The following is a 24,047-nucleotide window of genomic DNA, read 5'->3' as shown; positions in this document are numbered from 1 at the left end:
GAAGACAATAATCCATGCAACCCATGTTTTTTCCAAACACAGCCTCTGAGTTCATTCGTCTCCAATGCTTGTTTTTGCCGAATCAGAAACAGATTAAACCATGGAGAATACCCCGGACTCCGTAACCTTGTCTTTATTTCTTTTTTGTCATGATGTGCGGTTTAGTGATATGCATTTTTCACGCAGATGGCTTGCAGAACAAAAAAACAGACCGTTTGGCTAGGTCTGTTTTTTTGCTCGTATCCGATCGGGCGGATTATAGCAGCGCTCTAAGCTCACGTCGGTATTTGTTCAAATGTGCCAATGAAGGAATCACCCGCTTGGCAGAACGAATACCGCCTATTCTGAGGTTGCGGACCACATGATAGGGGGCGGTCAATAGCGCGTGAAGCAAATGTAAATCACGATTGCTTAATGGACGATATCGTTGATAGAAATCGACCGCACGCAGCATCTTTGTCCCGTTCCAAAGACAATTTCGATGGAGAAGATGGGACAGGTCTTTCATTCTGACATGCAGGGAGCAATTTTCAAAGTCGATCAAGTGGATTTTGAGCCGTCTGTCTTTAATCAGATTGGGATGATTGTAATCGCCATGTATGAAAGCGTCGGCTTTGTGTTCGGATTCGATGGCTTCACGAACTTTGGGCTGCTGCAAATAATTTGATACGTCTTCACAGAGTGCTACGAGATGTGTAGTGCCTCTACAGGGACGGAGGATTTTTTTGTATCCAGCAATTTCATCTCCCAAGCCTTCGTAGCGTATTCTGGCTGCCGGAGTTTCGGTAACAGGAAAGCCCGCAGCGCTGGAATGGAATTTGGCCAGGGTGAAAATTCCCTTTTTAAAATCTATGCTGTTTGTGAATTTTGGTCTTCGTCCGTCAACCCAATTGGTTAACGTATAAGAGATGCCATCATAGTTCATATAATCGGTTTGCTGCACTGTCGGATAAACCTTTTGAGCACGGGTAAACCCTTGTTCATTCAGGAAGGACAAGACGCGTGTAATAAAGCGAATTTCATCTTCCGGGAGATCATAGGGTTTTAAACAATAAGTTGCGCTAGCGGTCTCAATTTTGTATATGTCCTTTGTTTGACGAGCACGTCGAATTTTAATCCCATACATCTGCTCAACATTCGATAAAATCGACATTTTAATCCTCGCTTTCTTTTACGCATGAGCCCATTCCCGCAAAAGGTGAATAATTTGTAATCGAAGCGGCCACGAATACTGCCAATTGTCCAGAATTTCACGGTCTCTTGAACGTTTGGGGTGGCGGGAGGCGTGCCACGCTTCGCGTGGCAGTGCACACAAGGCTGCAATCATTTTCCGTTCATTTCGCTTTAATGGCTTGCGTTGTTGATATCCCTTCAGCAGGGATTGGACAAATTTGGGATTGAATTGGGTTGTATTCATAATGGCCTTCGCCAGATCTGCATAGACCGAGCCGACCTTGACCCGATCCCAATCAATGATTTTGAGTTGGCCATTATTTGAAATAAGGACATTAGGGATCGTGATATCACCGTGTGTCAAAGAGGGGGAACGCTTTTCCTTCTGAAGCATCTTAATAATGGAGGTGTCCTGCAAATCCTTCCATGCCTGCCTGGATAAACGTTTGCAGCCTTTGCCGAACGCGTTGTACCAGTTGCGGTATTTGGTGTCATGACCGCCGATTTGTTTTATTCTTTTTTGAAATAGACGGTCCTGGTTTTTCCATATCCGCAGTTGCTGAAACGTAGTGAAACTCCTCCTTCCGATGTGATGCAAGTTGGCGGGTGTGGCATGAAGCACAGCAAGTGCCCGCCCAAGCTTTTCAAAATCCTCGGCATTTTCCAATCTCCGTCCTTTAATCCACGGACTCGCATAAAACGGCGTTCCTTGATGTAAAGTCCACAGCTTTCCGGAATGTGTCGGAAGCCACTCGGGCATGTAGTGATACTTTCTCTTTTTCAAAAGCCTGACCATGCTTGCAGCCTGCTCCATCTGTTTAATCGTATTTGAGCGGACCGTCTTAGAACGGTTGAAGGGCTTTAATGCATAAGTTCCCTTTTTGGTTTTCACCTGGATTACTGCATTTTTTCGGTATAGGGATGAGACTAAGCTTGATTTTAACGGAATCAGGCCAAAACGACGGGTGATGTTGCGAATCTGTCCTTTGGTATAGGATTTCGTCATAAGAACCTCGCTTGACTTGTGATTAAAAGAAAAAGATCATCCTCTGTTAGTTATCAGTCTATTCATGATGAGGTAATCGGTGTGTATTGAAGCAGGTCAAAAAAACGGGAAAGCGAAAGTTCGCTGTCCCGTTTGAGTTAACCTTGTACTATGTAAGCCAGATTTATGGCCTGAGTGATACATTATGGTCGTCATCATAGTGGTTATCATCAAAATCCTCGTCCATATTCACGATTGCTCCAGATGTTGCATGGATTTCGAGTTCAACGGTGCCTTCATCGGTAAGCACCTTTACATCGTAAACGAACCGACCGTCATCCTTATCCAATTTAGCAGACAGAAGGGTGCCAGGTACGTTCTTGAGCGCGATTTGTCCAGCCTGCTTTTCCGTTATGGTGACGTGGCTTGGTTTGTTGAAGATGGACTTGTCATTTGAGTCATCATTAAGCTCAGAATGGGAACGAATGGTTTTTCCAGTATAAGCATCTACATCGATATCCCAATCTTTATTGCCCTGTTGGAGCTCCACTTCATAGTAGATCCTTCCGTTCTCGCGCTCCAGTTCAACATCTTTAACTTGCGCATGATTGCCCACTGCCTTCTTTGCAATATTGGCAGCGGTTGCAGCTCCAATAAGATCTGTAGATTTGGCAGCCCAAACGGTATTCGCTGATGCACCCGTAACCGTAACTCCAAGCAGCACCGTGGCTGCCGTAACTCTTAATGTATAGTTTCTTTTCATTTATAATTCCTCCCTGTACTGTAAGTTTGAATACAGCTTATCTCTTGAACATGAGAGGAACATAATAAAATCATGAGGAAACAATGAGAAAAACATAGGGATGCTAATCAGCTTATTCGTCATTGCGGTCCTGTTTTTCTTTTTCCCAAGTGATAGAGTCGATAGAGCCCGATACTGCATTGACCTGCACCACAGCTTCACGTCCATCCTTTATCTTAACTTCAACCAGATAATAGAGACCTTTTTCGTTACGGTGAAGCTCGATATCATCGGATGTTCCGTTAACCGCCTCGGCAGCAAGCTGGGCTACTTCTCTTTCTGTGATCACGGAAGACACCGGGTCAGGCTTGCTGACTGGATCCGATATCCCCTTACTTGGCTGGGAAACAGGATTGTGATCCTGGGGCTCCTGTCGGGTATCTGTATAAGCTTGCGTCTGCGATATGGATTCGATGAAACCGTCATAGGCGTTAACCTTTATTTCGTATTTTCCTTTGGTTCGTTCCAACTTGATCAGATAGAAATGATCCAGGTGTCTGGATTCCAGCACCTCGCCGGGATACTGCCGCAATACGGATTGAATGACCGTTTTTTCTTCCAGGGGCGAAGCTGCCAACGATCGTGCCCAAGGCCACTGTAAAAGGCAAATGGTGATCAATATAGCCGCTACCGTACCCCCAATGATCCACACGTAAATGGCTTTCATCATTATTCCCTCCTTAGCTTATTATTTTGGAACGGAAGGGAGGATGATCGTTGCTGTCGTACCAATTCCCTGTGTGCTTTCCAGTCCAATTTGTGCGTGAATAGCTTGGGCAATTCCTGTAGCCAGTGCCAAGCCTAGACCGGCGCCGCCTTCCTTACGGCCTCTGGCTTCATCCACGCGATAGAAGCGGTCAAATACTTTAGATAGCTTATCCTCTGGAATTCCAATTCCACGATCCGTGATTCTAATACGGGGCTGGGACATATTGCCTACGGCATCAATGGTTAGACGCACTGACTCGTCACTGTATTTGCGTGCATTATCCAAAAAAATAAATAGCAGCTGCTTCAGTTTATTTGCATCGGTAAAGCCGATGCAGTCTGCCTGTATGTCCAGGTGGATTTGCCGGGCAAAGGCATTTTCAAATGTAGTTTTCAATTCGGTCGCCACTTTGGTCAGGCGTACAGGCTCCAACACAACATTCCATTGTTCCTCGTTTTTGGCCAAATGAAGAAGCTGCTCTACCATATCCTTCATTCGTATTGCCTCGGAATGGATAGCTTCAACAGACTCGGCGAAGATGTTGGGATGCTGTATACCCCGCCGTTTTAGCAGACTGGCATAGCTTTCAATAATGGTAAGAGGTGTTTTTAATTCATGGGATGCATTAGAGACAAATTGTTCTTGCCGGACAAAGTTACGCTCCAGCAATTCAATCATGGCATTAAACGTTTCTCCCATCTCGACCAGTTCGTCGCGTGATGTGGAGTTGAGTGGAAGACGTTTGAATTTTCCGCTATGTTGAATCTCTTTCATCGTGCGAATCATAGAGGTAATGGGACGTGTAATCAGTCGCCCGAGCAGTTTTCCCGATATTACCACAGGAATGAGTGCAATGCCGGTGACAGCTACAAGTACAATTTTGAGGACCTGCAGTGTCTGCATCGTCGGTTGCAGACTTTCGGTCACCTGAAGATTGACAACCTCGCCATTGCTCCAAATCATGGGGACGGAAACAAGAATGTAGCGGTTGTCTTCATGGGTAATCATGCGAACCTGTCGTGTCTCATCATAAGCACCCTTTATCAAGCTGAGAGATTGCTCCGAAGAAGAGGTGATCGGGGAGAGCAAGTCTCCCTTCGAATTCATTAGCCGAAGCATTCCATCCAGCGGTACATAGGCTCGAAGAAGATCCTCTGCTGCTACCGATACCGGAGCGCGCTGAATACCGCGAATGATATTCTCCGCTGTGGCTTCTACCTGATCCTTGCGGCTATTGATAGAAAGCTGGCTGAACAGAAAATAAACCGAAAAATGAATGGCTACAAGTAAGACTGCAAGCAGCAATGAGGTGTAGGTATGGATTTTATTTTGCAGCTTCATACTGATTCCTTCAGTACATAACCAATACCCCGTACAGTATGGATCAACTCGGGGAGCTGGCGAGTAGGATCGATTTTATTGCGTACATATCGAATATACACGTCTACCACGTTGGTATCACCAGCATAATCCATACCCCATACGTTCTCCAGTAATTGGTCACGGCTCAGCACCTGCCGCTGATGTCGCAGTAAATGAACGAGCAAGTCAAATTCTCGCGGCGTAAGCTCAACGCTGTGCTCCCCCCGAAGCACCTCACGGGTACCTTCATGAAGGCGTAAATCCCCCGCACTAAGCCATGTGTCTGCCATCAGCGAAGCTGTGTCCTTCGTTGCGCCTACTCTGAGCGCGGCTCGTACACGTGCCAGGAGCTCTTCGATCACAAACGGTTTGGTAATGTAGTCGTTGGCTCCCAAATCAAGCCCCTCCACCTTATCAGCAATGGAACTTTTAGCCGTTAGCAAAATGACAGGAATGTTTGCATCATTCTTGCGAATCCGTTGCAGCAGCTGGGTACCGCTAAGACCGGGAATCATAATATCCAGCAATATCAGATCCCATTTGCCTTTGTAATACGTTTCCAGCCCATCAATTCCATTTTTTTCCTTAACCACCCGGTAACCTTCAAATTCAAGCTCGATCTCTAAAAGCCGGGCAATTTTATCTTCGTCTTCCACGATCAGAATGGATTGTTTCATGTTCATGTCCTCCTGTAGGCGAATAGCCGATACGGAAGTATTTTAGCATATACGGACAGCTAAGACACTTTAAAGCAAGCGGGGAGGGGAAAAATATTTTTATTTCGTGTTATGTTTCGTGACATTTGGGGAGGAAAAACATATAATGACAACGCTTTATTTCTGTTTTTTATTCCTGATGCACAATAAATAGTACTTTCTTTTGGTTGGGTTGAACATTGTTATGGCAGGAAAGTTGCAGTAACATAAGTTAAACCGCTCGTCAGGGGCGAAATACAACATGGTGAACCGCAGTAGGGTCATATGGACAACGAACAAGAAAAGCGTCACCCGAAAACGTTTGAGCCTTTAAGCTTCGAATGGCATGTCAGGGACGAGTGTCACAACCATAGAGGCTTCCGAGCCATCCTCTTCGCAGGATACGCAATATACCCGTCCGATTTCAGAAGCTCGTCGTACACTTGGCTTTGGTTTTGTCGCTTATCTGGTCATCTCGCTGCTGATCGCATTATCGGTGGATTGGTTACACATATGTCGGTAGAAATGCTGATCGGTTTTCCGCCCGTGGCCCTGGCGTTGCTGGCTGGATTTAGCGCAGCTACAGGCCCTGCTTTTGCTGACATGGGCTATGATATTGCCACTGCCGTAAAAATTTTCGATTGAAACTGCCAAGGAACTCACGAACGGAACGTGCCCATTTTATGATCCGCAGGAATTTGCCAAAATCACCGAATTGTTCGGCTCCATGAAAATATTGCAGACAGCAGGCCGTGCCCGAAGCCACGACGAATCCAGAACAGGGCAGGCCGCAGGCTTGCCCTTTGTCATCAGGAGCGTACAATAAAATAAAGCGAAGGCAGGGATTCAAGATCCGCAAGCTTGGGATGATTACGATTGGGCAAGCTCCCCGGTCAGATGTGGCTCCTATTATAGAAAGAGCATTGGAAGGGCAGGCAGACTGGTATCAGAAATGGTCTAAGTGTATCAAGTCCAGCTTATACATCCTGAAAATAGGAGGTAAGTAAATTGAGTCAACAAGGTATTGAAATCAGTAAAAATGTATTGCAAAAAATGTTTGGGGCTTACCGCCTGGGAGACACTTCTCGTAGCAACCGATGATGATAAAAAGGAATTGGGCGAGCCCATATATGAAGCCGGGAAGCCCCTGCTGGAAATGCTGGGCGAAGGTGCTGGCCGAATGCTGGCCGAGTTCGGTATTGGAACGAATGATAAGGCCCGAATTACGGGAGTTGTGTTGGAGGACGAGAAAGTATACGGTACGATCTATGTCGCTTTCGGCAGCAATAACACCTTTGGAGGGACTGTTGCTGCGGGTGTACATATTGATGGGGTCGTTCAAAAACCGGATGTGCGGGAATAGAAGCAGCCGAACGCTTTGCTTTGGGGCAAGGAGGGAAAGACATGGATAAAAAAATACTGATAGCGGACGATGAGCCCAGTATTCGCAATGCACTGGCCTATGCGTTAAAAAGGGAAGGTTTTTACGTGAAAACCGCTGTTGATGGAGAGGACGCATTGGAAAAAGTGCGTTTGTTCCACCCGGATGTGCTATTACTGGATGTGATGATGCCCAAGCTGGGTGGATACGAGGTGTGCCGCCGTCTGGAAACCCGCAAGGGCATCGGTATTTTGCTGCTGACTGCCAAGAACGACATCGTAGACAAAGTATTGGGCCTGGAACTGGGTGCGGACGATTTTGTGAGCAAGCCGTTTGACTTGAAAGAGCTGCTCGCACGTATTAAGGCATTGGTTCGCAGGCTGGAACGGGAAGGAGCGCCTGCGCCGGAAGGAGCAGAAACGGTACTGGGCCCGTTACGGATACGTCCGTCCAGCCGAACGGCCGAAATCGGAGCAGCAGCGCTGGATTTGACTCCCAAGGAGTTCGATGTGCTGGTGCTGTTGGTGTCCCATGCCGGAAGGGTGTATACCCGGGACGAGCTGCTGGAGCAGGTGTGGGGCTTCGATTATGCGGGCGGAACACGGACGGTGGATATCCATATCCAGCGCCTGCGCAAGAAGCTTGGGCCGCATCAGGCGATATTGCAGACCGTGTATGGTATCGGCTATAAGGCAGAGAAGATAACGTGAACGAACCACATTCATCTGATAAACAAGCAAGCTTGCCGTCCACTGACAGGCAGAAGCACACTCGCAAACGCACAGGCTTGAGCCTACGATGGAAACTTCCACTGGTGCTGGCAGCTTTGCTGCTGTTTACTGTCGGTGTATTGAGTTGGCTCGTGCTTCCGAACAGATATCGGAAGGGCATTATCCTGAAGCGAGACTGCTTCGACGGCAGGACGAACTGGGAAGACTGGATGAAGGAATGCTCCGGATGAGTCATGTGATCCGGGAGAGTATTGCTGCGCTGGAAAACGAAAAGCTGCGGCTGGAAGAAGCGGTTCAGCGTTTGAGAGAGCTGGAGCAGCAGCAAAAATCCTTTATCGGTAATATTGGCCATCAGCTGAAAACTCCGTTAACCTCGATCCAGGCTTACGCCGATTTGCTGGATATGTACGGGGATGATCCTGAGCTCGTACGTGAAGCGAGGGAAAGCATCCGCAAAGAAACGAGACGCTTGTACGAGCTTGTAGAGGATTCGCTGCGGCTGTCTGTGCTGGATAAATATGATTTCAAATTGAATGCGGAGGAAGTGGAGCTTCACTCGCTCCACCCGCAAGCTGTAACGATTGCGAATGGTGCCAGCTCCTTTGCTGTGTCGTCTGACGGTAAGTGGATTGCAATTGAAAAAAGAAAATGGAACACATCCGAACCTGCCCGCATGATTGTATTGGATGAACATGGCAAAGAGAAGGGAACCATCGGCCAAGGTACTTTGATGAGCCGTGGAAGCTGGTCCAGCGACGGGTCCAAGCTGGCTTTTTCCATTTATGATGAGGATCAGAAGGGGATGAGAGGGCTGTATGTGTTTGATCAGTCCACAGGTAAAACAACTCCGGTCACGACCGACATCCAATCCTATGACAGTCCTACGGTATGGAGCCCGTCGGCTCGGTTTTTATCCATGTACCAGAATATTTCGGAAGGCGGAAAACAGCTGAATCAAAGCTACGTCGTTCAATTCAAGGAAAAGTAACCCTAAAAAAGCGCGTATCCGTTTTTTCGGAATGCGCCTTTTTATATAGGCTATTTTTTTTCGTCTATACTTGTTACACAAACTTGCGATGATGTTTTTTACCGTCGTATGAGAATAAGGCGGGCTTCCCCTCAATCATGGTTTCCAAATGTACGGGGCGACCCCATAGCTGATATACATACGGAAGCGTACGTTCCATATATTTTAAATCCAGTTCAATTCCTTCATACTGGTGCTTTAGCTTTAACTCGCCTGTATGCAGATAATCGCCGTCCTCGACGACGATATAAGGGGACCCCCCATTCACACGTGAAAACACAAGCTGGTCCCGTATGTTTTCCCAGGATTTATCGGTAATTTTCCAATCCGATCCCCGTTTCTCGAACACATACAGATCCAAATCCTCCGTCAGCTTCTTGGTCATGTAATTACGTATAAAAGAGGTGTCCGAGTCAAACTCCCGTACCTCGAACATTTTTGCCCGTCCTTCGCCCGGCTTGCGTCCTTGTCGCTCCTGCTCCTCGCGGGTTGGATTGTCCCACCGCTTTTCAATATCCTCAAATATTTTAAGCCCCAAATAATACGGGTTTAGGCTTTGTCTGGAAGGCTGTACGACCGAAGCATTCAGCATTGCAAATTCAACGGTTTCATCCCCGGTCAAATCCAGTTCTCTTACAATCCGCTGATGCCAAAAGGAGGCCCAGCCTTCATTCATGATTTTGGTCTCGATTTGGGGCCAAAAATACAGCATTTCGTCCCGCAGCATTGTCATAATATCCCGCTGCCAGTCCTCCAGCACCCCTGAAAATTCCTGAATAAACCATACAATGTCTTTTTCCGGTTCCGGCGGGAACGGCCGTACTTGCTGAGTGCCTTCGCTTTCCGTTGAACTTCGCTGCTGCTTCACAGTGTCCAGTGACCACAGATCATCGTAAGGACCAGGGGGACGTTGTTTTTTAGGTTCTTTCTGTTCCCGGATTTTGAGCTCCATGTAGCGTTGTTTGTCCAGAGGCCTTGGTTTGATTAACTGTGGATCAACATGCTCTTGTATCGCCAGTACAGCGTTAATGAAGGATTCGACGGCCTGCGAGCCGTATTCCATTTCATAGCTGCTGATTCGCTCTGCGGTGGCGGACATACTCTCGACCATATTGCGGTTGGAAGTCGAGAAGTGAACGTTATGCTTGAAAAAATCACAGTGCGCCAGCACATGGGCGACAATCAGTTTATTTTGAACCAATGAATTTCCCTCGAGCAGGAAGGCATAGCAGGGATTGGAGTTGATCACCAGCTCATAGATTTTGCTGAGACCAAAATCATACTGCATCTTCATCTTGTGAAAGGCTTTCCCAAAACTCCAGTGGCTGAAACGTGTGGGCATCCCATAGGCCCCGAACGTGTATACGATATCCGCCGGACAAATCTCATACCGCATCGGATAGTAGTCGAGCCCGAAGCCATCTGCTACCTCCATAATTTCTGATATCGCATATTCCAGCTCTTTCTGATCGATGCTCATCCGGCCGTTCCCCCTTCACGTTTGCGAAAAAAGGTCCGCAAGGCTTCGTATACCTCGCCTTTTTCCTTAATGACATAATACATAAACTGATCCTTTTTAATGTTTTTGTAGGCTGACATCAATGTACTGCTGCGGTTATATTGATTCACTTCGCCATAGCCGAACATATTGCACCGTTTTATCAGTTCCTCGATGAGCTTTACACACCGTTCATTGTCAGAGGTCAGATTATCGCCATCCGAGAAATGGAAGGGATAAATATTGTAGCTGGACGGCGGGTATCGCTTGTCGATAATGTCCAGTGCCTTGATATAGGCGGAAGAGCAGATGGTGCCCCCGCTTTCTCCACGGGTAAAAAATTCTTCCTCTGTAACCTCCTTGGCCTCGGTATGATGCGCAACAAAGACAATTTCCACCTTTTCATATTGACGGCGCAAAAAGCGGGTCATCCAGAAAAAAAAGCTGCGGGCGCAATATTTTTCAAAAGATCCCATCGAGCCTGAGGTGTCCATCATGGCTATGATCACTGCGTTGGATTGGGGGATCGTTTTCTCTTCCCATGTTTTATAGCGGAGATCATCCGGGCTGATATGATGAATGCCTGGATTGCCTTCGCGGGCGTTGCGGCGCAAATTTTCCAAAATGGTGCGCTTCTTGTCAATGTTCGCTTGCATGCCTTTTTTGCGTATATCATTAAATACGATAGATTCAACCTCGATTTGATCCTTGTCTTTTTGCTGCAAGTGCGGCAATTCCATCTCTTCGAACAGCATATCTTCCAGTTCTTCTATACTAACTTCTGTTTCCACAATATCGTATCCCGGCTGGTCGCCGGCCTTTTCGCCTTTACCTGGCTTTCGGGAAGCAAGGTCACGTCCGATGACATCTCCGACCTGACTGTCGCCATCCCCTTGGCCTACATGCTTCTGCTTTTGATAGTTATAAATGAAGCGATACTCATCCAGACTGCGAATCGGTACTTTAATAATCTGTTGACCGTCCGACATAATAATATTTTCTTCCGTAATCAGATCAGGCAGATTTTGCTTAATGACATCCTTGACCTTTTGCTGATGACGTTGCTGGTCCTGGTACCCTTTGCGATGCAGCGACCAGTCTTCGCGCGATACGATGAATGAATGCGGCTGGCGTGATTCCGGCATTTGTTAGGCACCCCCCAAGTGGATACACGGCACAGTTTGGCCTTGTTGGTTATTAAGTATATTCACGGGGAAGTGCGATATGTGATCGAACTCGATTTAAATTATCATGCGAAGCATGCAGCAACGGGACGCTTCAAGTTTTTTTTATTTTTCTAAAATGAATAGTTAATTACAATATTGAAAATAGGTTATCGAAAAAGGGGATTTTATCCAATCACAATCGATGAATCATAATTCTCATCTTTAGGGAGGTGATTCTATGGGCTGATAAATGAAGAGATAACCCGAAACAAAATTTAAACTGAGATGGAGGCGTATCATTCGGAAAAAAATTCGAGGTGTTCACGGTAAGTCTGAAGCCGGGTTTTACACATCAGGCAGAAAAGCATCTGGGAGAAGAATCGATTCTCATGGTCCGCGGGGAAACGTATTTTGAAATGCAGGGACAGCGCTTAAGCTGAGCGCGGGGGATGCCGTACAGTTTCAGGGGTCTGACATACATACCTATCGCAATGATTCGGATGAGAATGCGGATTTTTATGTATTGATTTATTATACGGATTAGTGGGATGATTAGCATAGCCTAAACAGGTTTCATATATAAAAAGATAGCAACCAGAAAAAGTGAGGAAAGATAACCCATGGAAAGCAAGTACATCCGAGAAACCTACTGTTTCAAGACATCCCGTGTATTTCCCAACGATGTTAACAATCATAACACACTCTTCGGAGGCAGGCTGATGTCGTATATCGACGATATCGCGTCAATCGCTGCTGCCAAGCTGTGCCGGACAAACACGGTAACAGCGTCTACGGATTCGGTGGATTTTCTGCAGCCTATCCATCCAAGCGATTCCGTCACGCTGGAGGCATTCGTTACCTGGACAGGCCGTAGCTCGATGGAAGTGTTCGTAAAGGTGATTCGCGAAGGGCTCATGACTGGTGAGCGCAAAATTGCCGCTACGGCCTTTCTGACCTTTGTAGCACTGGACGAGAACAACCGTAAAGTGAATGTGCCACAGGTGATTCCGGAAACAGAAGAGGAAATGCAATTGCACCAGACGGCGCCATCTCGCGCGGCCATCCGGCGTCAGCGCAGGGAAGAAAGCAAGCAGCTCGCGGGTTTTTTGACGACGAGTTATCCGTGGGAGCAGTAATGTATTAGAAATCATCAGCTTTATTAAAATTTCTTATGTAAAAGAGAGCCGTTTTCCTTCGCAGTCATCATCAATACGATCTGCTTAGGAATACGGCTCCTTTTGTGTCTAACCTGAGCTATTCTACTTAACGATGCGAAAATGCTGATTGGTTCCGCCATTATCGCCCCATTGAATGGCTTTGGCTCCATCGGCCGTGGCGCCCTCGGAAATGTCGATCAGCTTGCCGGTCGCCCGATTTTTTAACTTGTAATAGCCTCCGGTTATGGATACTAGCTGCCAATGCTGGCTGGACCAGCCTCCGTCGCTCCACTGCTCGATAACTGCGCCATCGGTCGCGGCACCATTTTCAACACCAATCAGCTTCCCGCTGTTGCGGTTCACAATTTTATAATATCCACCGCCCGCATCCTTGAGCTGCCATTGCTGGCTGGTTGCTCCCGAATCCCTGCGTTGCTCCACATCCGCGCCATCCGTCGTTGCGCTGCCAATGATATTCAGCGGCTTGTTGCTCTTGCGGCTCACGAGCTGATAATATGCATCCGGATCAATAACCATTGGCGTGGTTACGCCTTCCACCACACCACTGGCCGTGTCGATTTGAATACTGTCGAACCAGTCCATGGCAAGCGAGGTCGTGGTTGGAAAACGTAGCGGCAGCCACACATATTGAGAATCTTGCACAGGGCCGCTCCACGCTCCTGCCCAGCGGTCACCCAAATACAGATACGACGTCGTCTGTGTACCTTCAACAGGCACGACATAGGCCGATTGCGAGCCGTAGGTTGTACTGTCTCCGAAGTTCATCGTATTGCTCCAGGTTCCTTCAATGCTGGTTGCAGTAGCATACTTGGCCTGATTGGGATTCCAGCCGGTCGCTCCGGAGGTGATCAGGAAGTATACGTCTCCTCTTTTGAACATTGCCGGAGCTTCACGGTATTGTCCTGGCCAAAGTGTTGCCACCAGCGATTCAACTTGCAGAAAATCCGGTGTCAGCCGATAAATGTTCAGATCGGCGTTCACGCGCGTCGCCGAGATCAGGTAAGCCGTTCCGTTGTCGTTGTATACCGTCATATCGCGGGAATCGTGATCCAGCGGGCGGAAGCTGCCCTGATACGAGTAATCGCCGTCTACCGTATCGGAGGTGGCAACTGCAACTCGGGCCTCGTTGTAATTCACTCCGTTTTCCTTGTGCATCCATAGGACGTATTTGCGTGTTTTTTCATTATATATTACTTTGGGACGCTCGATATTCGACACATTCAGTTCTGCCGCTGAGCTGCTGGTTAGCACGTTTTTGCGAAACTCCCAGTTTTTCAAATCAGAGGAACGGTAGGCTGATACCGCCTTGAACGTGCCACCCGGATTACGATTTTCACCAAACCAATAATAATAACCGCCCACTTTGATCATTCCGCCCCCATGGGCATGGACGATGTTTCCAGCCGTATCCTTAAATTGAATGCCATTCACCACATTCGCCGATGCTGCTGAAGCCACCCTGGGTGAGAACATTTGGAAAATGCCCAATGTCAGCAAAATAGTAAGCATAATACACAACAAGCGGGCAAAATCATATTTCATTTGTTTCGTCCTCCTCATATGTGTTTTTTAAAGTGCTTACATTATAGGCTTATAAATCAGCCTCATAGAGCTGCTTATCCCAATTGTATCCATATTGAATTGAAAGTGCTAGAGTAGTATATTGACCATGTACGCGGCACACGCCATCCATATGTAACAGACTTCAAGCGAACGGTGAGTGTTACGAATTGGCTGATATCTATTACGGTATACGGGAGGCGACCATGGAAATATACGCGCTTGATACAAGCAAGCCGGAGGCTGAGGTTCACTATGAGCTGCTGTTAAATCAGGTTTCACCGGAAAAGCGGCAGAAGCTGGAGCGTTTTCTGCATCGGGAAGACGCTTTAAGGGGCTTATACGCCGATGTATTGTTAAGGTGGCTCGCTTGTCGGCAATTGAAGGTGTCTAATACCAGTCTTCAATTTACATACAATGCTTTCGGGAAGCCATTCTTGTTGAATGCACCCGCATTCCATTTTAATGTGTCTCATTCGGGAAAATGGGTGGTATGCGCCATTGATGATCATCCGCTCGGCATCGACATTGAACAGCTTCGTCCTATTGATTTTGAGGTAGGCAAGGTATGCTTTTCGGACACAGAGTATGATGCGTTAATGGGCCAGGAAGCAAAGAGCCGCTTATCTTATTTTTATGACCTGTGGACGCTCAAGGAAAGCTTTGTAAAGGCCGAAGGGCAGGGATTGACACTACCGCTGAAGTCTTTTTCATTCGAGCTGAAGGCACATTCGTTCATAGATTTCACGACTGAAGGCTTTACCACCGAGTATTGTCATTTCAAACAGTATGAGCTGGATCAAGATTATAAAATGGCTGTTTGTGCTGCTCATGACCGTTTTGCCCGGGAGGTGCAGCTGGTCGATATCCATGCAATAAGTGCGGAAGCTCGCGATACAAGCATAATCAGATGAAGTGGATAAGTGTTTTGCTGAAAAAGGGGGATGACTAGCGTTGACGTTCGTTTTGTTCAAGCATGGCAGGCTCTACGGGGAGCAGGCTTCCAAAGGAGATTCGATGATTGTGCAGCATGGCCGCATTCAGGCGATCGGATCTGCCCGGGAGCTTGAATTACAGTTGTCTGGCAAGGAATACCAAACTGTGGATTGGGAGGACGCTTATGTACTGCCAGGCTTGGCCGATTCACATATGCATTTGTCCATGTACGGCATGAAGCTGGCGATGCTGGACCTAACATCAGCCGCCTCCAAGGAAGAAATGCTGGCGATGCTGCGCAAGCGGGTCGCTGTAACACCGCCGGGAGAGTGGATTTTAGGGCTGAACTGGAATGAAAATGCGTTTATTCCTGTTGAAATTCCGGGTATAGCCGAGCTGGATGCGATAACAGATCAGCATCCGGTCTATTTGACCCGTACGTGCTTTCATACGTTTTTGGCTAATTCAGAGGCATTTCGACGTGCGGGTATTAGCGACAGCACCCCTGATCCGGCCTCGGGAGCCTACGGGCGAGATGCTGAAGGACGATTGAACGGATTGATTTATGAGGAGGCATCCTTTGCTTTTACAAGCGTACAGCCCAAGCCGGATTATACGGTTAAAAAGGAGACGATTCGACGGGCATGTCTCGATGCGCTACGACTTGGCCTGACTGGTGCGCACACGGAGGATTTGCGTTTTTTGGGCAGCGTGGAGACGATGCAGCGAATTTACAGAGAGCTGAGGGAAGAAGGCCTTGCCTTTCGCACACACCAGCTCATCTATCATCCATATATGGAAGAAGCAAAAGTGCAAGGGCTGCGTGCGGGCAGCGGAAATGAGTGGTATAAAATCGGTGCGATCAAAATGTTTGCCGATGGTGCCATTGGCGGGAGAACCGCATTATTATCCGAGCCATACAGTGACGCTCCGCATACCCGCGGAATGGCAATTCAACCTCAGGCGGAGCTGAATCAGATGGTGGCAGCAGCCAGAGCCACAGGCTTTCCGGTGGCTGTGCATGCCATAGGCGATGGGGCAGCGCAAATGATTTTGACCGCAATGGAGACACATGCGCTGACAAAGGAAAGCGGGCTGCCGGATCGCCTGATTCACGGACAGGTGCTTACGGTTGAACTGGTCCGAAGAATGGCGAAGCTGCCGCTGATTGCGGACATCCAGCCGCGTTTTGTCGCAAGCGACTTCCCATGGGTGCTGGAACGGGTGGGAGAAGAGCGGACCGAATATTTATATGCCTGGAAAAGGCTGCTGGGCGCAGGTATTCCATGTGCCGGCGGCAGTGACGCGCCGATTGAGCCGCTGAACCCGTTTCTCGGCATGCATGCAGCTGTAACGCGTGCCAAGCCAGAAGATATGCATGAGGGTTATCTTCCCGCAGAAAAGCTGAATGTTCATGAGGCCATTCAGCTCTTTACTACAGGAAGCGCAGTAGCAGCCGGGGAGGCTGGTGAAAGGGGATTGCTGGCTGAAGGCAAAGCCGCTGATTTTACGGTTATTGACCGTGATATATCGGAAAATCCGCAAGCTTTACTTGACGTTAAGGTACGAATGACGGTTGTAAATGGCCAAGTTGCATATCAATCATAGAAACTTCCACTTGGAAATGCCCCTTTTACAAGCCACGCTGTTGAAAACGGTCTGCGTTTTTTATACTGGACCACAAATCTGGGCTGGCTCCGCCTGGATACCAGTAGGCGAAGCCGGCAAATCCTTCATCCTGCCCCAATCGATATTTCCGAGTGAAGGATCGTCCTTCCTCCAGCCATAGCTTATGCAGCTTAGTATCTTTGTAAGTCGCGGAATATTGCTGAATATCCTCATTCCAGACCGGTCTGGAAGAGAAACGGGATACCAGTTGGTTTTGCTCAACCAGTGAAATGTCAGAGGAAGCGCTCGATTGCCCGCTGGCATTGAGCGTCCAATTCCTTGTGAATAAAGGCAGTGCCAAAATTGCCTTACGCGGATCGGTCGTTTGCTCTAATCGTCTCACACTTTCACGCAGCCATGGCAAAGAGGAGACGGAGCCGGGGGTCGAACTGCCTCCCCAATGCTCGTCATATCCCATAAGGATCATATAATCTGCAGTCGCGCCAAGCTGCTTATAGTCAAAAGCGGCTGTCCAGTCTGTGCCGTAATCAGGAGAGACGCAAATGGCGAGTACAGCATTCAGGCTTTTCAGCTTGGCCTTTAATTGCTGGATGAATAATGTGAGATTGGCCCGATCCTGCCCGTCTACATTTTCAAAATCAATGACAAGCCCGTTCAAACCATGCGTAGATACGGCATTAGCCAGCTGGCTTATGGTTTTACTCCGCAAAGCACTGGACAAAATTTGATGGGTCATTGTCAGATTGGAGCGATTGCCGACCATAGCCCAGATTTTTTTATGATGCTGTTTGGACCAGGCAAGAAGTGACGAATCTGTATCGTCGCTGAGGCTGCCTGTTTTGTTCAGAAAAAACCAGCGTGGTGACAGGGTGTTTATGTTGGACTGCAGCACGGTGTTTTCAAACTGCTGAACGGTTTGATCATATTGCCACCCTAGTCGGATAGAAGTGACGGAGGAAGCGGCTGGCCGGGCATGCTGCGTGGAATACGTCAGCAGACGCTCCAGGATAATCGCAGTTTCTTCACGAGTAAGGGATGATGCGGGGTGAAAATAATTATTTTCACCTTTCATAAATCCGTAACGGTTCACGGTGATTACCGCTTCAAGAGCCCAATCTGCAATCTCATCTGCATCTGTGAAAGAGGAGACAGCTTCTTCTGATCCCTCCGAAGAGCGGATAAGACGTGCGATCATCAGGGCCGCTTCTTGCCGTGTGATAGGGCTGTTGGGGTGGAAGTTGGCGGATGTGCTTCCCTGAACGATATCAAGCTGGGAAGCGGCTTCGATCCATTCGTAATACCATGCCTGTTTGGACACATCCCGATAGGAGGCAACGGCCGCTTGTACAGGCTGCAGGCCAAACATGCGATCCAGTACGGTAACCCATTCGGCTCTCGTCACTGCTTTTTTGGGAGAGAAGTAGCCAGGCTGTGTACCTGTCAAAATCCCCTTGGCATGCAGGGAAATGATAGACTGATAGGCATAGCTATATAAAATATCCTTGAACGCTACACCGGAAGCTGCTGCGGGGGCAGCTAAGTATGAAGCGGATGCAGTAAATATCATTACGGCAGCAGCCGCGGCCAGCGTGGGCCGGGTTAACCAACGTGATCGTTTGGAATTCATTCCGAATAACCTTCTTTTTATGATAGATTGTCGATGCACGTATCGTCACACGACGAATAATACTATCAAAAATAGTAAAGTTATTCATTGCTAAATTGCTGGAAAAATACCAAAAAACCCGCCACCTATAGGGCAGCGGGCTAGCTTTGAAGCTATGCTTTTTTAGCATACATAATACCGATGGTCTGGGGTCCGCAATGACTGGATATGACGCACCCGGCTGTACCCAGCAGCACCTCTTGTGCGTGCGTTTCTTCCTTCAAACGAGCCTGCAGCATGAGCGCATCCTGCTCCGCCAAAGCATGTACGACAATGATCAAGTCGTTATCCATTTGATCCCGCTGGTTCAGGGCATTTTGCAGCATCTGTTCCAGTGCTTTTTCACGTTTGCCGCGGACTTTGTAGGCAGGCGTCATTTTTCCGTCGATTACTTTGATAACCGGACGAATTTTGAGCAGACTGCCGATCAGGTTTTGCATTCCTGAGCATCTGCCGCCTTTATACAGGTATTCAAGTGTATCAATAACAAATTCCGTATCTATTAACGGTCGGGTTGTCGTCAGCATATCTACAATTTGCTCCATCGTGCTGCCTTCTGCCGCCGCGCGTGCAGCTTTCATGACGAGCAGGCCAAAGCCGCACGACAGATTGAGAGAATCGAAGACCGTGATGCGGCCCTCCGGGAATTCGGAGGCAGCGAGCAGCGCATTCTGGTACGTTGAGGATAGCTCGGAAGACAAGCTGATATACAGTATGTCATCTCCTTGTTCTATGTAGGGAGCAAAGGCTTGAATAAAATCGGCTGGAGAGGGTGCGGCGGTTCGCGGCAATTGTCCCTCGCGGCTTACACGCTGAAATAAAGGTTCCGGGTGAATGGTCACCCCATCCTGTAATGCCTCATCACCGAATACCGCATACAAGGGTACTATGCTAATATCGTACTTTTGACGCCAGTCGGCAGGGATGTCGCTGGTGCTATCCGCAAAAATTTTAATTTTGTTCATACATAGAATCCTCTCTGTGGGGCACGCAAAAATTATAAGGGTTGCACAGAGGAAGGAACAATATCCGCTGTGCTATTCGGAACGGCAAGGCCGATGGCAAGAAGTGCAATAAAGCCTATAATAATGAGTGCATTAATGATCAATCCTGCGATAGCAAAGGCTTTTTTACGGTTTCTCAACGCGATTCCGATGATACCAACCACAAGTCCGCTACAATTCAGCAGCAGGCTGCCTAAAAAAATAAAGGGTAGCAGCAGCGTTCCCGTTTGTTGCAGAGCGACTTTCGGGCTGATTGTCTGGTATTGGCTGAAATGAGCAAACAGATTAATGATCATCACAGCCAGAATAATATATCCGATCAGACTGACGAGTGACATCATAAAAGAAGCAATTCCGGGGCCGGAATGTTTGAGCTTGACCGGAGGCTGGGACACGGGAACTTCTGAAAAAACAGGATGCTCCTCAGACACAGCAGGCTTTTGCAAATCAGGATCTTGGTAACTCATGGTTTCAACTCCTTGAACATAGTCCGAACAGGTACTAATTTTCCACAAAATAAGCAAAAAAGCAAGTCGTCTTACACATTACCCTTCATAAGACAAGGTTTAAACGTCAAATGATGTATGTGTTTTAAATCATGCGGACAGGCTGGTAAACTTTATACCGATCCGCTAAAATAAGAGAACGTTCGGATGAAAGAATGAGAAGAAGAGGAGTACACAAACATGCAACGCAAATGGATCATTGTGGGTTCAATAATGATGCTGCTGGCAGTAGCCATTGGGGCGTTCGGAGCACATATTGTGAAAGCGCGAATCGACGCAGATGCTTTGGCCGTGTATGAAACGGGTGTAAAATATCATATGATTCACGCCGTTGGCCTGCTGGTTATTGCACTCGCTGCCGGACAGTGGGGGACCTCCCCGCGTTTAAGATGGGCAGCGCGTCTGCTGTTGACAGGGATTATTTTGTTTTCCGGCAGCTTGTATATGCTTAGTTTAACCGGAATCCGTATCTTGGGTGCCATTACCCCACTGGGAGGCGTTTGTTTTATTGCGGGCTGGGCTTGTCTGGCGTGGGCTGCGATGGGGCTAAAGAAAGAGGACGAGTGACTTTATTCCAGCAATATAAAAAAGAGAATCGATAGGAAAGGCCTGACGCTTTTCCAATCCATTCTCTTTTTTATATGCTTAGCCCGTGTTGTTAGTCACCTGTGTTTACGTCATGATTTCATCAATTTCGTTCATTTTAAAAGAGTACACTTGCTTCTCATCCACATGATATACACTCAGCAGTTTATTATCATGATCCAGATTGATGATGCGGCAGGGAATGCTACGCTGTCCGCCATAGCGATTCACGATTAAACGTACAAGCGAATTATCTTGTATATAGCGTTGAATCCACTCATACGTGTTAAGTTCTTGTTGTGTTGCAGGCTTCGGCTGTACGTGGGATTGTTTCTTCTCTTGAGCGGTAGATGGCTTATTCGTAACCGTGGCAGACTTCTTTTTGGAGAACTTCTCCGCAAGCTTAGCGGCGGCGTCCGCTGAGCCGTTAGCAGTAGACTGCTTTTTGAGATGCAAAGCAGCTTCGATTAGATTGCCTAATTCGATACCTGATTGAATCCGGCTATCTGCAATGTTTTCGTTTTGACTCAAGAGGTTAAGCAAGAACTGAAGGGCCTCTACATTTGAGCGACCTTTAACTAATACATCAACATTAAATAAATAACTGTTTTCGTCTTGATTTGATTCCTTTTTCATACATCCTCCAGCCCAAGCCCTGGGTATATAGTCTTTAGTGGTATTTATCAATATATCATTAAAATGAAATCTATCATAGTACCTTAGGCCCTGTTGTTGGAGCTTTACAATAATTAGCTCTTTACAAAGACCTAGCACAAAGACATTTTGGGATTATATCCGAATATAGGCACCTGTATGTGCTTCAAGCGGCCTCCGTGTCTATGGCATATACAGAGAATAAATGAGGCGGAGAGTGAAATCAAGAAGTTTAAATTTTAAATATTTGCAGTAGAAAAATATAACAAAACGCAGATGTGGGGCAAGTGGACAATTCAAATCCCTCCCCAGGCTATTTCTTGTGTGGATTGTAACGACACATCTTATTGACAAAAATCGCTCCCCCCTATACCCTTTTGCTGATAATGATAATCATTTTCTAAAGCGACGTATACATACAGGGGTGAATAAGAGAAGTGATGAAGCACGTTGATCGGGCACCATGTACGTCGTTCCATAATTCTGTCGAGCTTATTGGGAGCGGTATTGCTGGTGCTGGCGGATACGATTGGACGGACGGTGCTTGCACCGACGGAGATTCCTTCCGGGTTGCTGATCGCTTTGATCGGTGCGCCGTATTTCTTGTACTTGATGTACCGTTCCAATCGAAGCAAATCAATTTAAAGAAGCTGCATATGATCAGGTTGTTCCCGAACAGGTTTTCCGAGAGGGGACAGCCTTTTAGCTGTCCTCCACTGCCTGCACTCACATCTGGAATACTTCTTCCACTATAAATCAAACGATGCAAGGCAGTTGCAAAGAAAAGGAAACCGACCTTTTATTGTAAAAGTGAGTTAAACTAGGGAGTAGAGGTAGAAGTGTGTTCTAAATGATAACTATTACATGATGCATGGGGGGAAGATGAATGCATTTCAATTGGAGTACAATCTTTATAACAATTGTCATTGTCGGCGTGATTTTGGCATTGCTCATCTGGGGAGTGATTTCCCTCATTAAGCGTCTTCGATGAACGCGAAGGATGCAACCACCAACATGCTCTGCCCATCTTTCGCTTCATAAAGCTAACGTTCTATCTACAAACGGCTATACTTGCTTCATTTACCCAAATAGCAATAATTTGTTTTTAATATAATTTGACAGTAGTCCCCTATCAAGAATGTGGTTTCAGGATTTTTTATAGAGTAAATCTCTATCTATAATCCCAGTAGGGAGCTTAAGCAAGTATCTGAAAGGTATATGATATTGTTCCAGAAGCTGGTATAATAAATGCGGAAAGGCTATACAATCGTTAGATTGCAATAGCCATCTTTTAATGAGCTTTTATCCTAACAAGTACCTGATAAGGGGTGGTTATTTTTGTACAATACAACCACGATACTCACAGAGATAACGAAGCATATGAAAGACAATGATTTAATTCTAAGCGACCTGGCCAGAGAGGCAGGAATGAATCCGGGGACTATGAGTAGTGTTATTAATGGAAATCGCACTCTTTCAGTGGATCAGCTGGATCGAATTACAAAAGTGATGGGACATCCTGTCGGCTATTATTACGAACGTTATGTGTCTGAATTTTTAGTAGAGGCTAATCCGAATTGGCGTCGAATGAGTCCTTTCCTACATAATTGTGCGAGATTAAATAAATTGAACTGCATTCACGAGGTTGTAACTTTATTGATGGATAAGCTTGGTTATTCAGAATCCTTATTTGAGCTTGCGGAAGAGCTATTTCATGAGAAAATGTATCAGGCGGCGGCTATACTCTATGAAAATGTGGCTGTAAGCGAGAAAAAGCAGTATTCAGAACGTCTGGCGAAGTGTCAGTACCGCTTGTTCCAAACAAGACAAGGAGACAATCAGGAGAAAAACTATGAAGCGGCAGTACAATTTGAAATATATGTTGAACGGTTAGATGAGATCGATCAGCTAGAGGCGTTAAAAGATTTGGCGAATACATATCGTTCGTTAAGAAAATGGGACAAAGTAGAATTATTCGCTAAAGCTATGGGAGACAAGGCCAAAATTCAATATAATTTGGAGCAACAACGGTATCATGGGAACAAAGAGAATTCGAAGAAACCCCATTTTCCTTTGTTTGCGTATTGGGCATTCTCGCATTTACTTCGCTCACAGGCCTGTGCCGAAAAAAAAGATTATGAACGCGCGTTTCATCATATTAAAAAATATACTGATTTAAGCTGGGTTACAGATACAGATGAAGAAACTTTGGAATGGAAAAACAAATATGAAGACTGGGCGATAGTAAACACGTACGTAAATAAGCTACTTTCTGGCGATAAGAGCGTTCTTCCCAATTACGTAGCTTATATTTCTTCAAGAAAAGACGAGGTTCTTCCCGCGCTTGATAATATCCTTGAGGCGGCTAATCGATACCATTTTGATGTGGATGATATTTTAAAGCAATTCGAGGCGAATATTTCATCCTATTTGGAGGAACAGAAGGTTGAGAGCTTTTATACTCAACGCTTTATAACAGAACGCTTCATGCATTTTTCAAAGGAAATAGCAGTTTACTATTTGACTAAAGGAAGATTTTCTGATGGCTTTCAATTTTTATTAAACTGTTTGGAAAAATCTGCATCCGCCAATAATAAATCATATATAATTAAATGTATGAGGCTGTATGAGTTTTATCAGGAGTATGCATCACCTGAGACGAAGACAGCGTACAGAAATTTAATGAACGAGGTGGATAAGGATGAAGCGTAAAATATTTTTAACCTTTTTAACAAGCAGCTTTATGTTAGCAGCGATAGTGACTGTGCCCTTGTATTTTCATAATCAAGGGCACAGCTAT

22 protein-coding genes and 4 pseudogenes are annotated in these 24,047 nt (G+C 46.7%); 12 read left to right on the top strand and 14 right to left on the bottom strand.

What is annotated here, in order from left to right; translation table 11 throughout:
• Positions 1 to 8: 8 nt before the first annotated feature.
• The 7 genes and pseudogenes from JO375_RS24860 to JO375_RS20700 form a co-directional block, all read right to left on the bottom strand.
• Positions 9 to 107, bottom strand: a pseudogene (locus tag JO375_RS24860) (arylamine N-acetyltransferase family protein); the annotation flags it as partial.
• A gap of 149 nt (positions 108 to 256) precedes the next feature.
• Positions 257 to 1,153, bottom strand: a complete 897-nt coding sequence (locus tag JO375_RS20725) for a phosphotransferase (RefSeq protein WP_229526236.1) — start codon at positions 1,151 to 1,153, stop codon at positions 257 to 259.
• 18 nt (positions 1,154 to 1,171) lie between these two features.
• Positions 1,172 to 2,179: an aminoglycoside phosphotransferase family protein gene (locus JO375_RS20720; RefSeq protein ID WP_229526235.1), complete on the bottom strand. Its 1,008-nt coding sequence runs from the start codon at positions 2,177 to 2,179 to the stop codon at positions 1,172 to 1,174.
• Positions 2,180 to 2,342: 163 nt separating this feature from the next.
• A complete protein-coding gene (locus JO375_RS20715) occupies positions 2,343 to 2,921 on the bottom strand; it encodes a PepSY domain-containing protein (RefSeq protein WP_229526234.1) in 579 nt (192 codons plus the stop codon).
• Positions 2,922 to 3,033: 112 nt separating this feature from the next.
• Entirely contained in the window at positions 3,034 to 3,630 is a 597-nt protein-coding gene (locus JO375_RS20710; protein WP_229526233.1) for a PepSY domain-containing protein, read from the bottom strand.
• Between the two features lie 18 nt (positions 3,631 to 3,648).
• Positions 3,649 to 5,010: a sensor histidine kinase gene (locus JO375_RS20705; protein ID WP_229526232.1), complete on the bottom strand. Its 1,362-nt coding sequence runs from the start codon at positions 5,008 to 5,010 to the stop codon at positions 3,649 to 3,651.
• Positions 5,007 to 5,708, bottom strand: coding sequence for a response regulator transcription factor (locus JO375_RS20700; protein WP_229526231.1), 702 nt, complete (start codon positions 5,706 to 5,708; stop codon positions 5,007 to 5,009). The genes JO375_RS20705 and JO375_RS20700 overlap by 4 nt, the downstream gene beginning before the upstream one ends.
• Before the next feature lie 364 nt (positions 5,709 to 6,072).
• Here JO375_RS20700 and JO375_RS25155 point away from each other — a divergent pair, with 364 nt between their 5' ends.
• From JO375_RS25155 to JO375_RS20675, 5 genes and pseudogenes are all read left to right on the top strand, one after another.
• Complete coding sequence (locus JO375_RS25155) at positions 6,073 to 6,249, top strand: hypothetical protein (protein ID WP_377531692.1); 177 nt, start codon at positions 6,073 to 6,075, stop codon at positions 6,247 to 6,249.
• A 117-nt stretch (positions 6,250 to 6,366) separates the two neighbouring features.
• Positions 6,367 to 6,420: pseudogene (locus JO375_RS25150) on the top strand (hypothetical protein); the annotation flags it as partial.
• A 438-nt stretch (positions 6,421 to 6,858) separates the two neighbouring features.
• A pseudogene (locus tag JO375_RS20685) lies at positions 6,859 to 7,089 on the top strand (aminopeptidase); the annotation flags it as partial.
• A gap of 41 nt (positions 7,090 to 7,130) precedes the next feature.
• On the top strand, positions 7,131 to 7,817 hold the full coding sequence (locus tag JO375_RS20680; protein WP_229526230.1) for a response regulator transcription factor: 687 nt from the start codon (positions 7,131 to 7,133) through the stop codon (positions 7,815 to 7,817).
• Between the two features lie 88 nt (positions 7,818 to 7,905).
• Positions 7,906 to 8,826 (top strand): histidine kinase dimerization/phospho-acceptor domain-containing protein, encoded by a 921-nt coding sequence (locus tag JO375_RS20675; RefSeq protein ID WP_229526229.1) that lies wholly within the window; start codon positions 7,906 to 7,908, stop codon positions 8,824 to 8,826.
• A 73-nt stretch (positions 8,827 to 8,899) separates the two neighbouring features.
• Here JO375_RS20675 and JO375_RS20670 read toward each other — a convergent pair whose 3' ends face one another.
• Positions 8,900 to 10,345 (bottom strand): SpoVR family protein, encoded by a 1,446-nt coding sequence (locus tag JO375_RS20670; RefSeq protein WP_229526228.1) that lies wholly within the window; start codon positions 10,343 to 10,345, stop codon positions 8,900 to 8,902.
• The gene (gene yhbH / locus JO375_RS20665; protein ID WP_229526227.1) at positions 10,342 to 11,508 is read right to left on the bottom strand and encodes a sporulation protein YhbH; all 1,167 of its coding nucleotides are present in this window, start codon (positions 11,506 to 11,508) and stop codon (positions 10,342 to 10,344) included. Before yhbH ends, JO375_RS20670 begins: the two co-directional genes overlap by 4 nt.
• A 338-nt stretch (positions 11,509 to 11,846) precedes the next feature.
• Here yhbH and JO375_RS24650 point away from each other — a divergent pair, with 338 nt between their 5' ends.
• Positions 11,847 to 11,969, top strand: coding sequence for a hypothetical protein (locus tag JO375_RS24650; protein WP_267497790.1), 123 nt, complete (start codon positions 11,847 to 11,849; stop codon positions 11,967 to 11,969).
• 180 nt (positions 11,970 to 12,149) lie between these two features.
• Entirely contained in the window at positions 12,150 to 12,665 is a 516-nt protein-coding gene (locus JO375_RS20660; protein ID WP_229526226.1) for an acyl-CoA thioesterase, read from the top strand.
• A gap of 123 nt (positions 12,666 to 12,788) precedes the next feature.
• Here JO375_RS20660 and JO375_RS20655 read toward each other — a convergent pair whose 3' ends face one another.
• Complete coding sequence (locus JO375_RS20655; protein ID WP_229526225.1) at positions 12,789 to 14,249, bottom strand: RICIN domain-containing protein; 1,461 nt, start codon at positions 14,247 to 14,249, stop codon at positions 12,789 to 12,791.
• A gap of 224 nt (positions 14,250 to 14,473) precedes the next feature.
• Between JO375_RS20655 and JO375_RS20650 the strand changes: the two genes are divergently transcribed.
• Together JO375_RS20650 and JO375_RS20645 are read left to right on the top strand one after the other, a co-directional pair.
• Positions 14,474 to 15,181 carry a 4'-phosphopantetheinyl transferase family protein gene (locus JO375_RS20650; RefSeq protein WP_229526224.1) on the top strand — a complete coding sequence of 236 codons (708 nt, stop codon included), beginning with the start codon at positions 14,474 to 14,476 and terminating at the stop codon, positions 15,179 to 15,181.
• 40 nt (positions 15,182 to 15,221) lie between these two features.
• Complete coding sequence (locus JO375_RS20645) at positions 15,222 to 16,811, top strand: amidohydrolase (protein WP_229526223.1); 1,590 nt, start codon at positions 15,222 to 15,224, stop codon at positions 16,809 to 16,811.
• Between the two features lie 25 nt (positions 16,812 to 16,836).
• Here the strand turns inward: JO375_RS20645 and JO375_RS20640 are convergent, their stop codons facing one another.
• From JO375_RS20640 to JO375_RS20630, 3 genes are all read right to left on the bottom strand, one after another.
• Positions 16,837 to 18,459: an S-layer homology domain-containing protein gene (locus JO375_RS20640; protein ID WP_229526222.1), complete on the bottom strand. Its 1,623-nt coding sequence runs from the start codon at positions 18,457 to 18,459 to the stop codon at positions 16,837 to 16,839.
• A 152-nt stretch (positions 18,460 to 18,611) separates the two neighbouring features.
• Positions 18,612 to 19,463, bottom strand: a complete 852-nt coding sequence (locus tag JO375_RS20635; protein WP_229526221.1) for a DegV family protein — start codon at positions 19,461 to 19,463, stop codon at positions 18,612 to 18,614.
• 32 nt (positions 19,464 to 19,495) lie between these two features.
• A complete protein-coding gene (locus JO375_RS20630) occupies positions 19,496 to 19,969 on the bottom strand; it encodes a hypothetical protein (RefSeq protein ID WP_229526220.1) in 474 nt (157 codons plus the stop codon).
• Positions 19,970 to 20,188: 219 nt separating this feature from the next.
• Between JO375_RS20630 and JO375_RS20625 the strand changes: the two genes are divergently transcribed.
• The gene (locus JO375_RS20625) at positions 20,189 to 20,575 is read left to right on the top strand and encodes a DUF423 domain-containing protein (protein ID WP_229526219.1); all 387 of its coding nucleotides are present in this window, start codon (positions 20,189 to 20,191) and stop codon (positions 20,573 to 20,575) included.
• A 105-nt stretch (positions 20,576 to 20,680) separates the two neighbouring features.
• Here JO375_RS20625 and JO375_RS20620 read toward each other — a convergent pair whose 3' ends face one another.
• Entirely contained in the window at positions 20,681 to 21,229 is a 549-nt protein-coding gene (locus JO375_RS20620) for a hypothetical protein (RefSeq protein WP_229526218.1), read from the bottom strand.
• 465 nt (positions 21,230 to 21,694) lie between these two features.
• On the opposite strand from JO375_RS20620, the pseudogene JO375_RS20615 reads away from it, so the two are divergent.
• Together JO375_RS20615 and JO375_RS20610 are read left to right on the top strand one after the other, a co-directional pair.
• A pseudogene (locus tag JO375_RS20615) lies at positions 21,695 to 21,892 on the top strand (iron chelate uptake ABC transporter family permease subunit); the annotation flags it as partial.
• Between the two features lie 735 nt (positions 21,893 to 22,627).
• Positions 22,628 to 23,959, top strand: coding sequence for a transcriptional regulator (locus tag JO375_RS20610; RefSeq protein WP_377570055.1), 1,332 nt, complete (start codon positions 22,628 to 22,630; stop codon positions 23,957 to 23,959).
• Positions 23,960 to 24,047: the final 88 nt, after the last annotated feature.

The organism is Paenibacillus farraposensis, assembly GCF_020736845.1.
Taxonomy (GTDB): domain Bacteria; phylum Bacillota; class Bacilli; order Paenibacillales; family Paenibacillaceae; genus Paenibacillus; species Paenibacillus farraposensis.
Note: the sequence above shows the minus strand (reverse complement) of the source record. Positions and strands in the feature narration are given on the sequence as shown.

Bases quoted from the DNA above. Each gene is read 5' to 3' on its own strand.
- yhbH (WP_229526227.1), bottom strand. From the start codon at position 11,508: ATGCCGGAATCACGCCAGCCGCATTCATTCATCGTATCGCGCGAAGAC.
- JO375_RS20655 (WP_229526225.1), bottom strand. From the start codon at position 14,249: ATGAAATATGATTTTGCCCGCTTGTTGTGTATTATGCTTACTATTTTG.
- JO375_RS20700 (WP_229526231.1), bottom strand. From the start codon at position 5,708: ATGAAACAATCCATTCTGATCGTGGAAGACGAAGATAAAATTGCCCGG.
- JO375_RS20725 (WP_229526236.1), bottom strand. From the start codon at position 1,153: ATGTCGATTTTATCGAATGTTGAGCAGATGTATGGGATTAAAATTCGA.
- JO375_RS20705 (WP_229526232.1), bottom strand. From the start codon at position 5,010: ATGAAGCTGCAAAATAAAATCCATACCTACACCTCATTGCTGCTTGCA.
- JO375_RS20710 (WP_229526233.1), bottom strand. From the start codon at position 3,630: ATGATGAAAGCCATTTACGTGTGGATCATTGGGGGTACGGTAGCGGCT.
- JO375_RS20625 (WP_229526219.1), top strand. From the start codon at position 20,189: ATGCAACGCAAATGGATCATTGTGGGTTCAATAATGATGCTGCTGGCA.
- JO375_RS20715 (WP_229526234.1), bottom strand. From the start codon at position 2,921: ATGAAAAGAAACTATACATTAAGAGTTACGGCAGCCACGGTGCTGCTT.
- JO375_RS20675 (WP_229526229.1), top strand. From the start codon at position 7,906: ATGGAAACTTCCACTGGTGCTGGCAGCTTTGCTGCTGTTTACTGTCGG.
- JO375_RS20610 (WP_377570055.1), top strand. From the start codon at position 22,628: ATGAAAGACAATGATTTAATTCTAAGCGACCTGGCCAGAGAGGCAGGA.
- JO375_RS20670 (WP_229526228.1), bottom strand. From the start codon at position 10,345: ATGAGCATCGATCAGAAAGAGCTGGAATATGCGATATCAGAAATTATG.
- JO375_RS20650 (WP_229526224.1), top strand. From the start codon at position 14,474: ATGGAAATATACGCGCTTGATACAAGCAAGCCGGAGGCTGAGGTTCAC.
- JO375_RS20635 (WP_229526221.1), bottom strand. From the start codon at position 19,463: ATGAACAAAATTAAAATTTTTGCGGATAGCACCAGCGACATCCCTGCC.
- JO375_RS20630 (WP_229526220.1), bottom strand. From the start codon at position 19,969: ATGAGTTACCAAGATCCTGATTTGCAAAAGCCTGCTGTGTCTGAGGAG.
- JO375_RS20720 (WP_229526235.1), bottom strand. From the start codon at position 2,179: ATGACGAAATCCTATACCAAAGGACAGATTCGCAACATCACCCGTCGT.
- JO375_RS20620 (WP_229526218.1), bottom strand. From the start codon at position 21,229: ATGAAAAAGGAATCAAATCAAGACGAAAACAGTTATTTATTTAATGTT.
- JO375_RS20640 (WP_229526222.1), bottom strand. From the start codon at position 18,459: ATGAATTCCAAACGATCACGTTGGTTAACCCGGCCCACGCTGGCCGCG.
- JO375_RS25155 (WP_377531692.1), top strand. From the start codon at position 6,073: ATGTCAGGGACGAGTGTCACAACCATAGAGGCTTCCGAGCCATCCTCT.
- JO375_RS20680 (WP_229526230.1), top strand. From the start codon at position 7,131: ATGGATAAAAAAATACTGATAGCGGACGATGAGCCCAGTATTCGCAAT.
- JO375_RS20660 (WP_229526226.1), top strand. From the start codon at position 12,150: ATGGAAAGCAAGTACATCCGAGAAACCTACTGTTTCAAGACATCCCGT.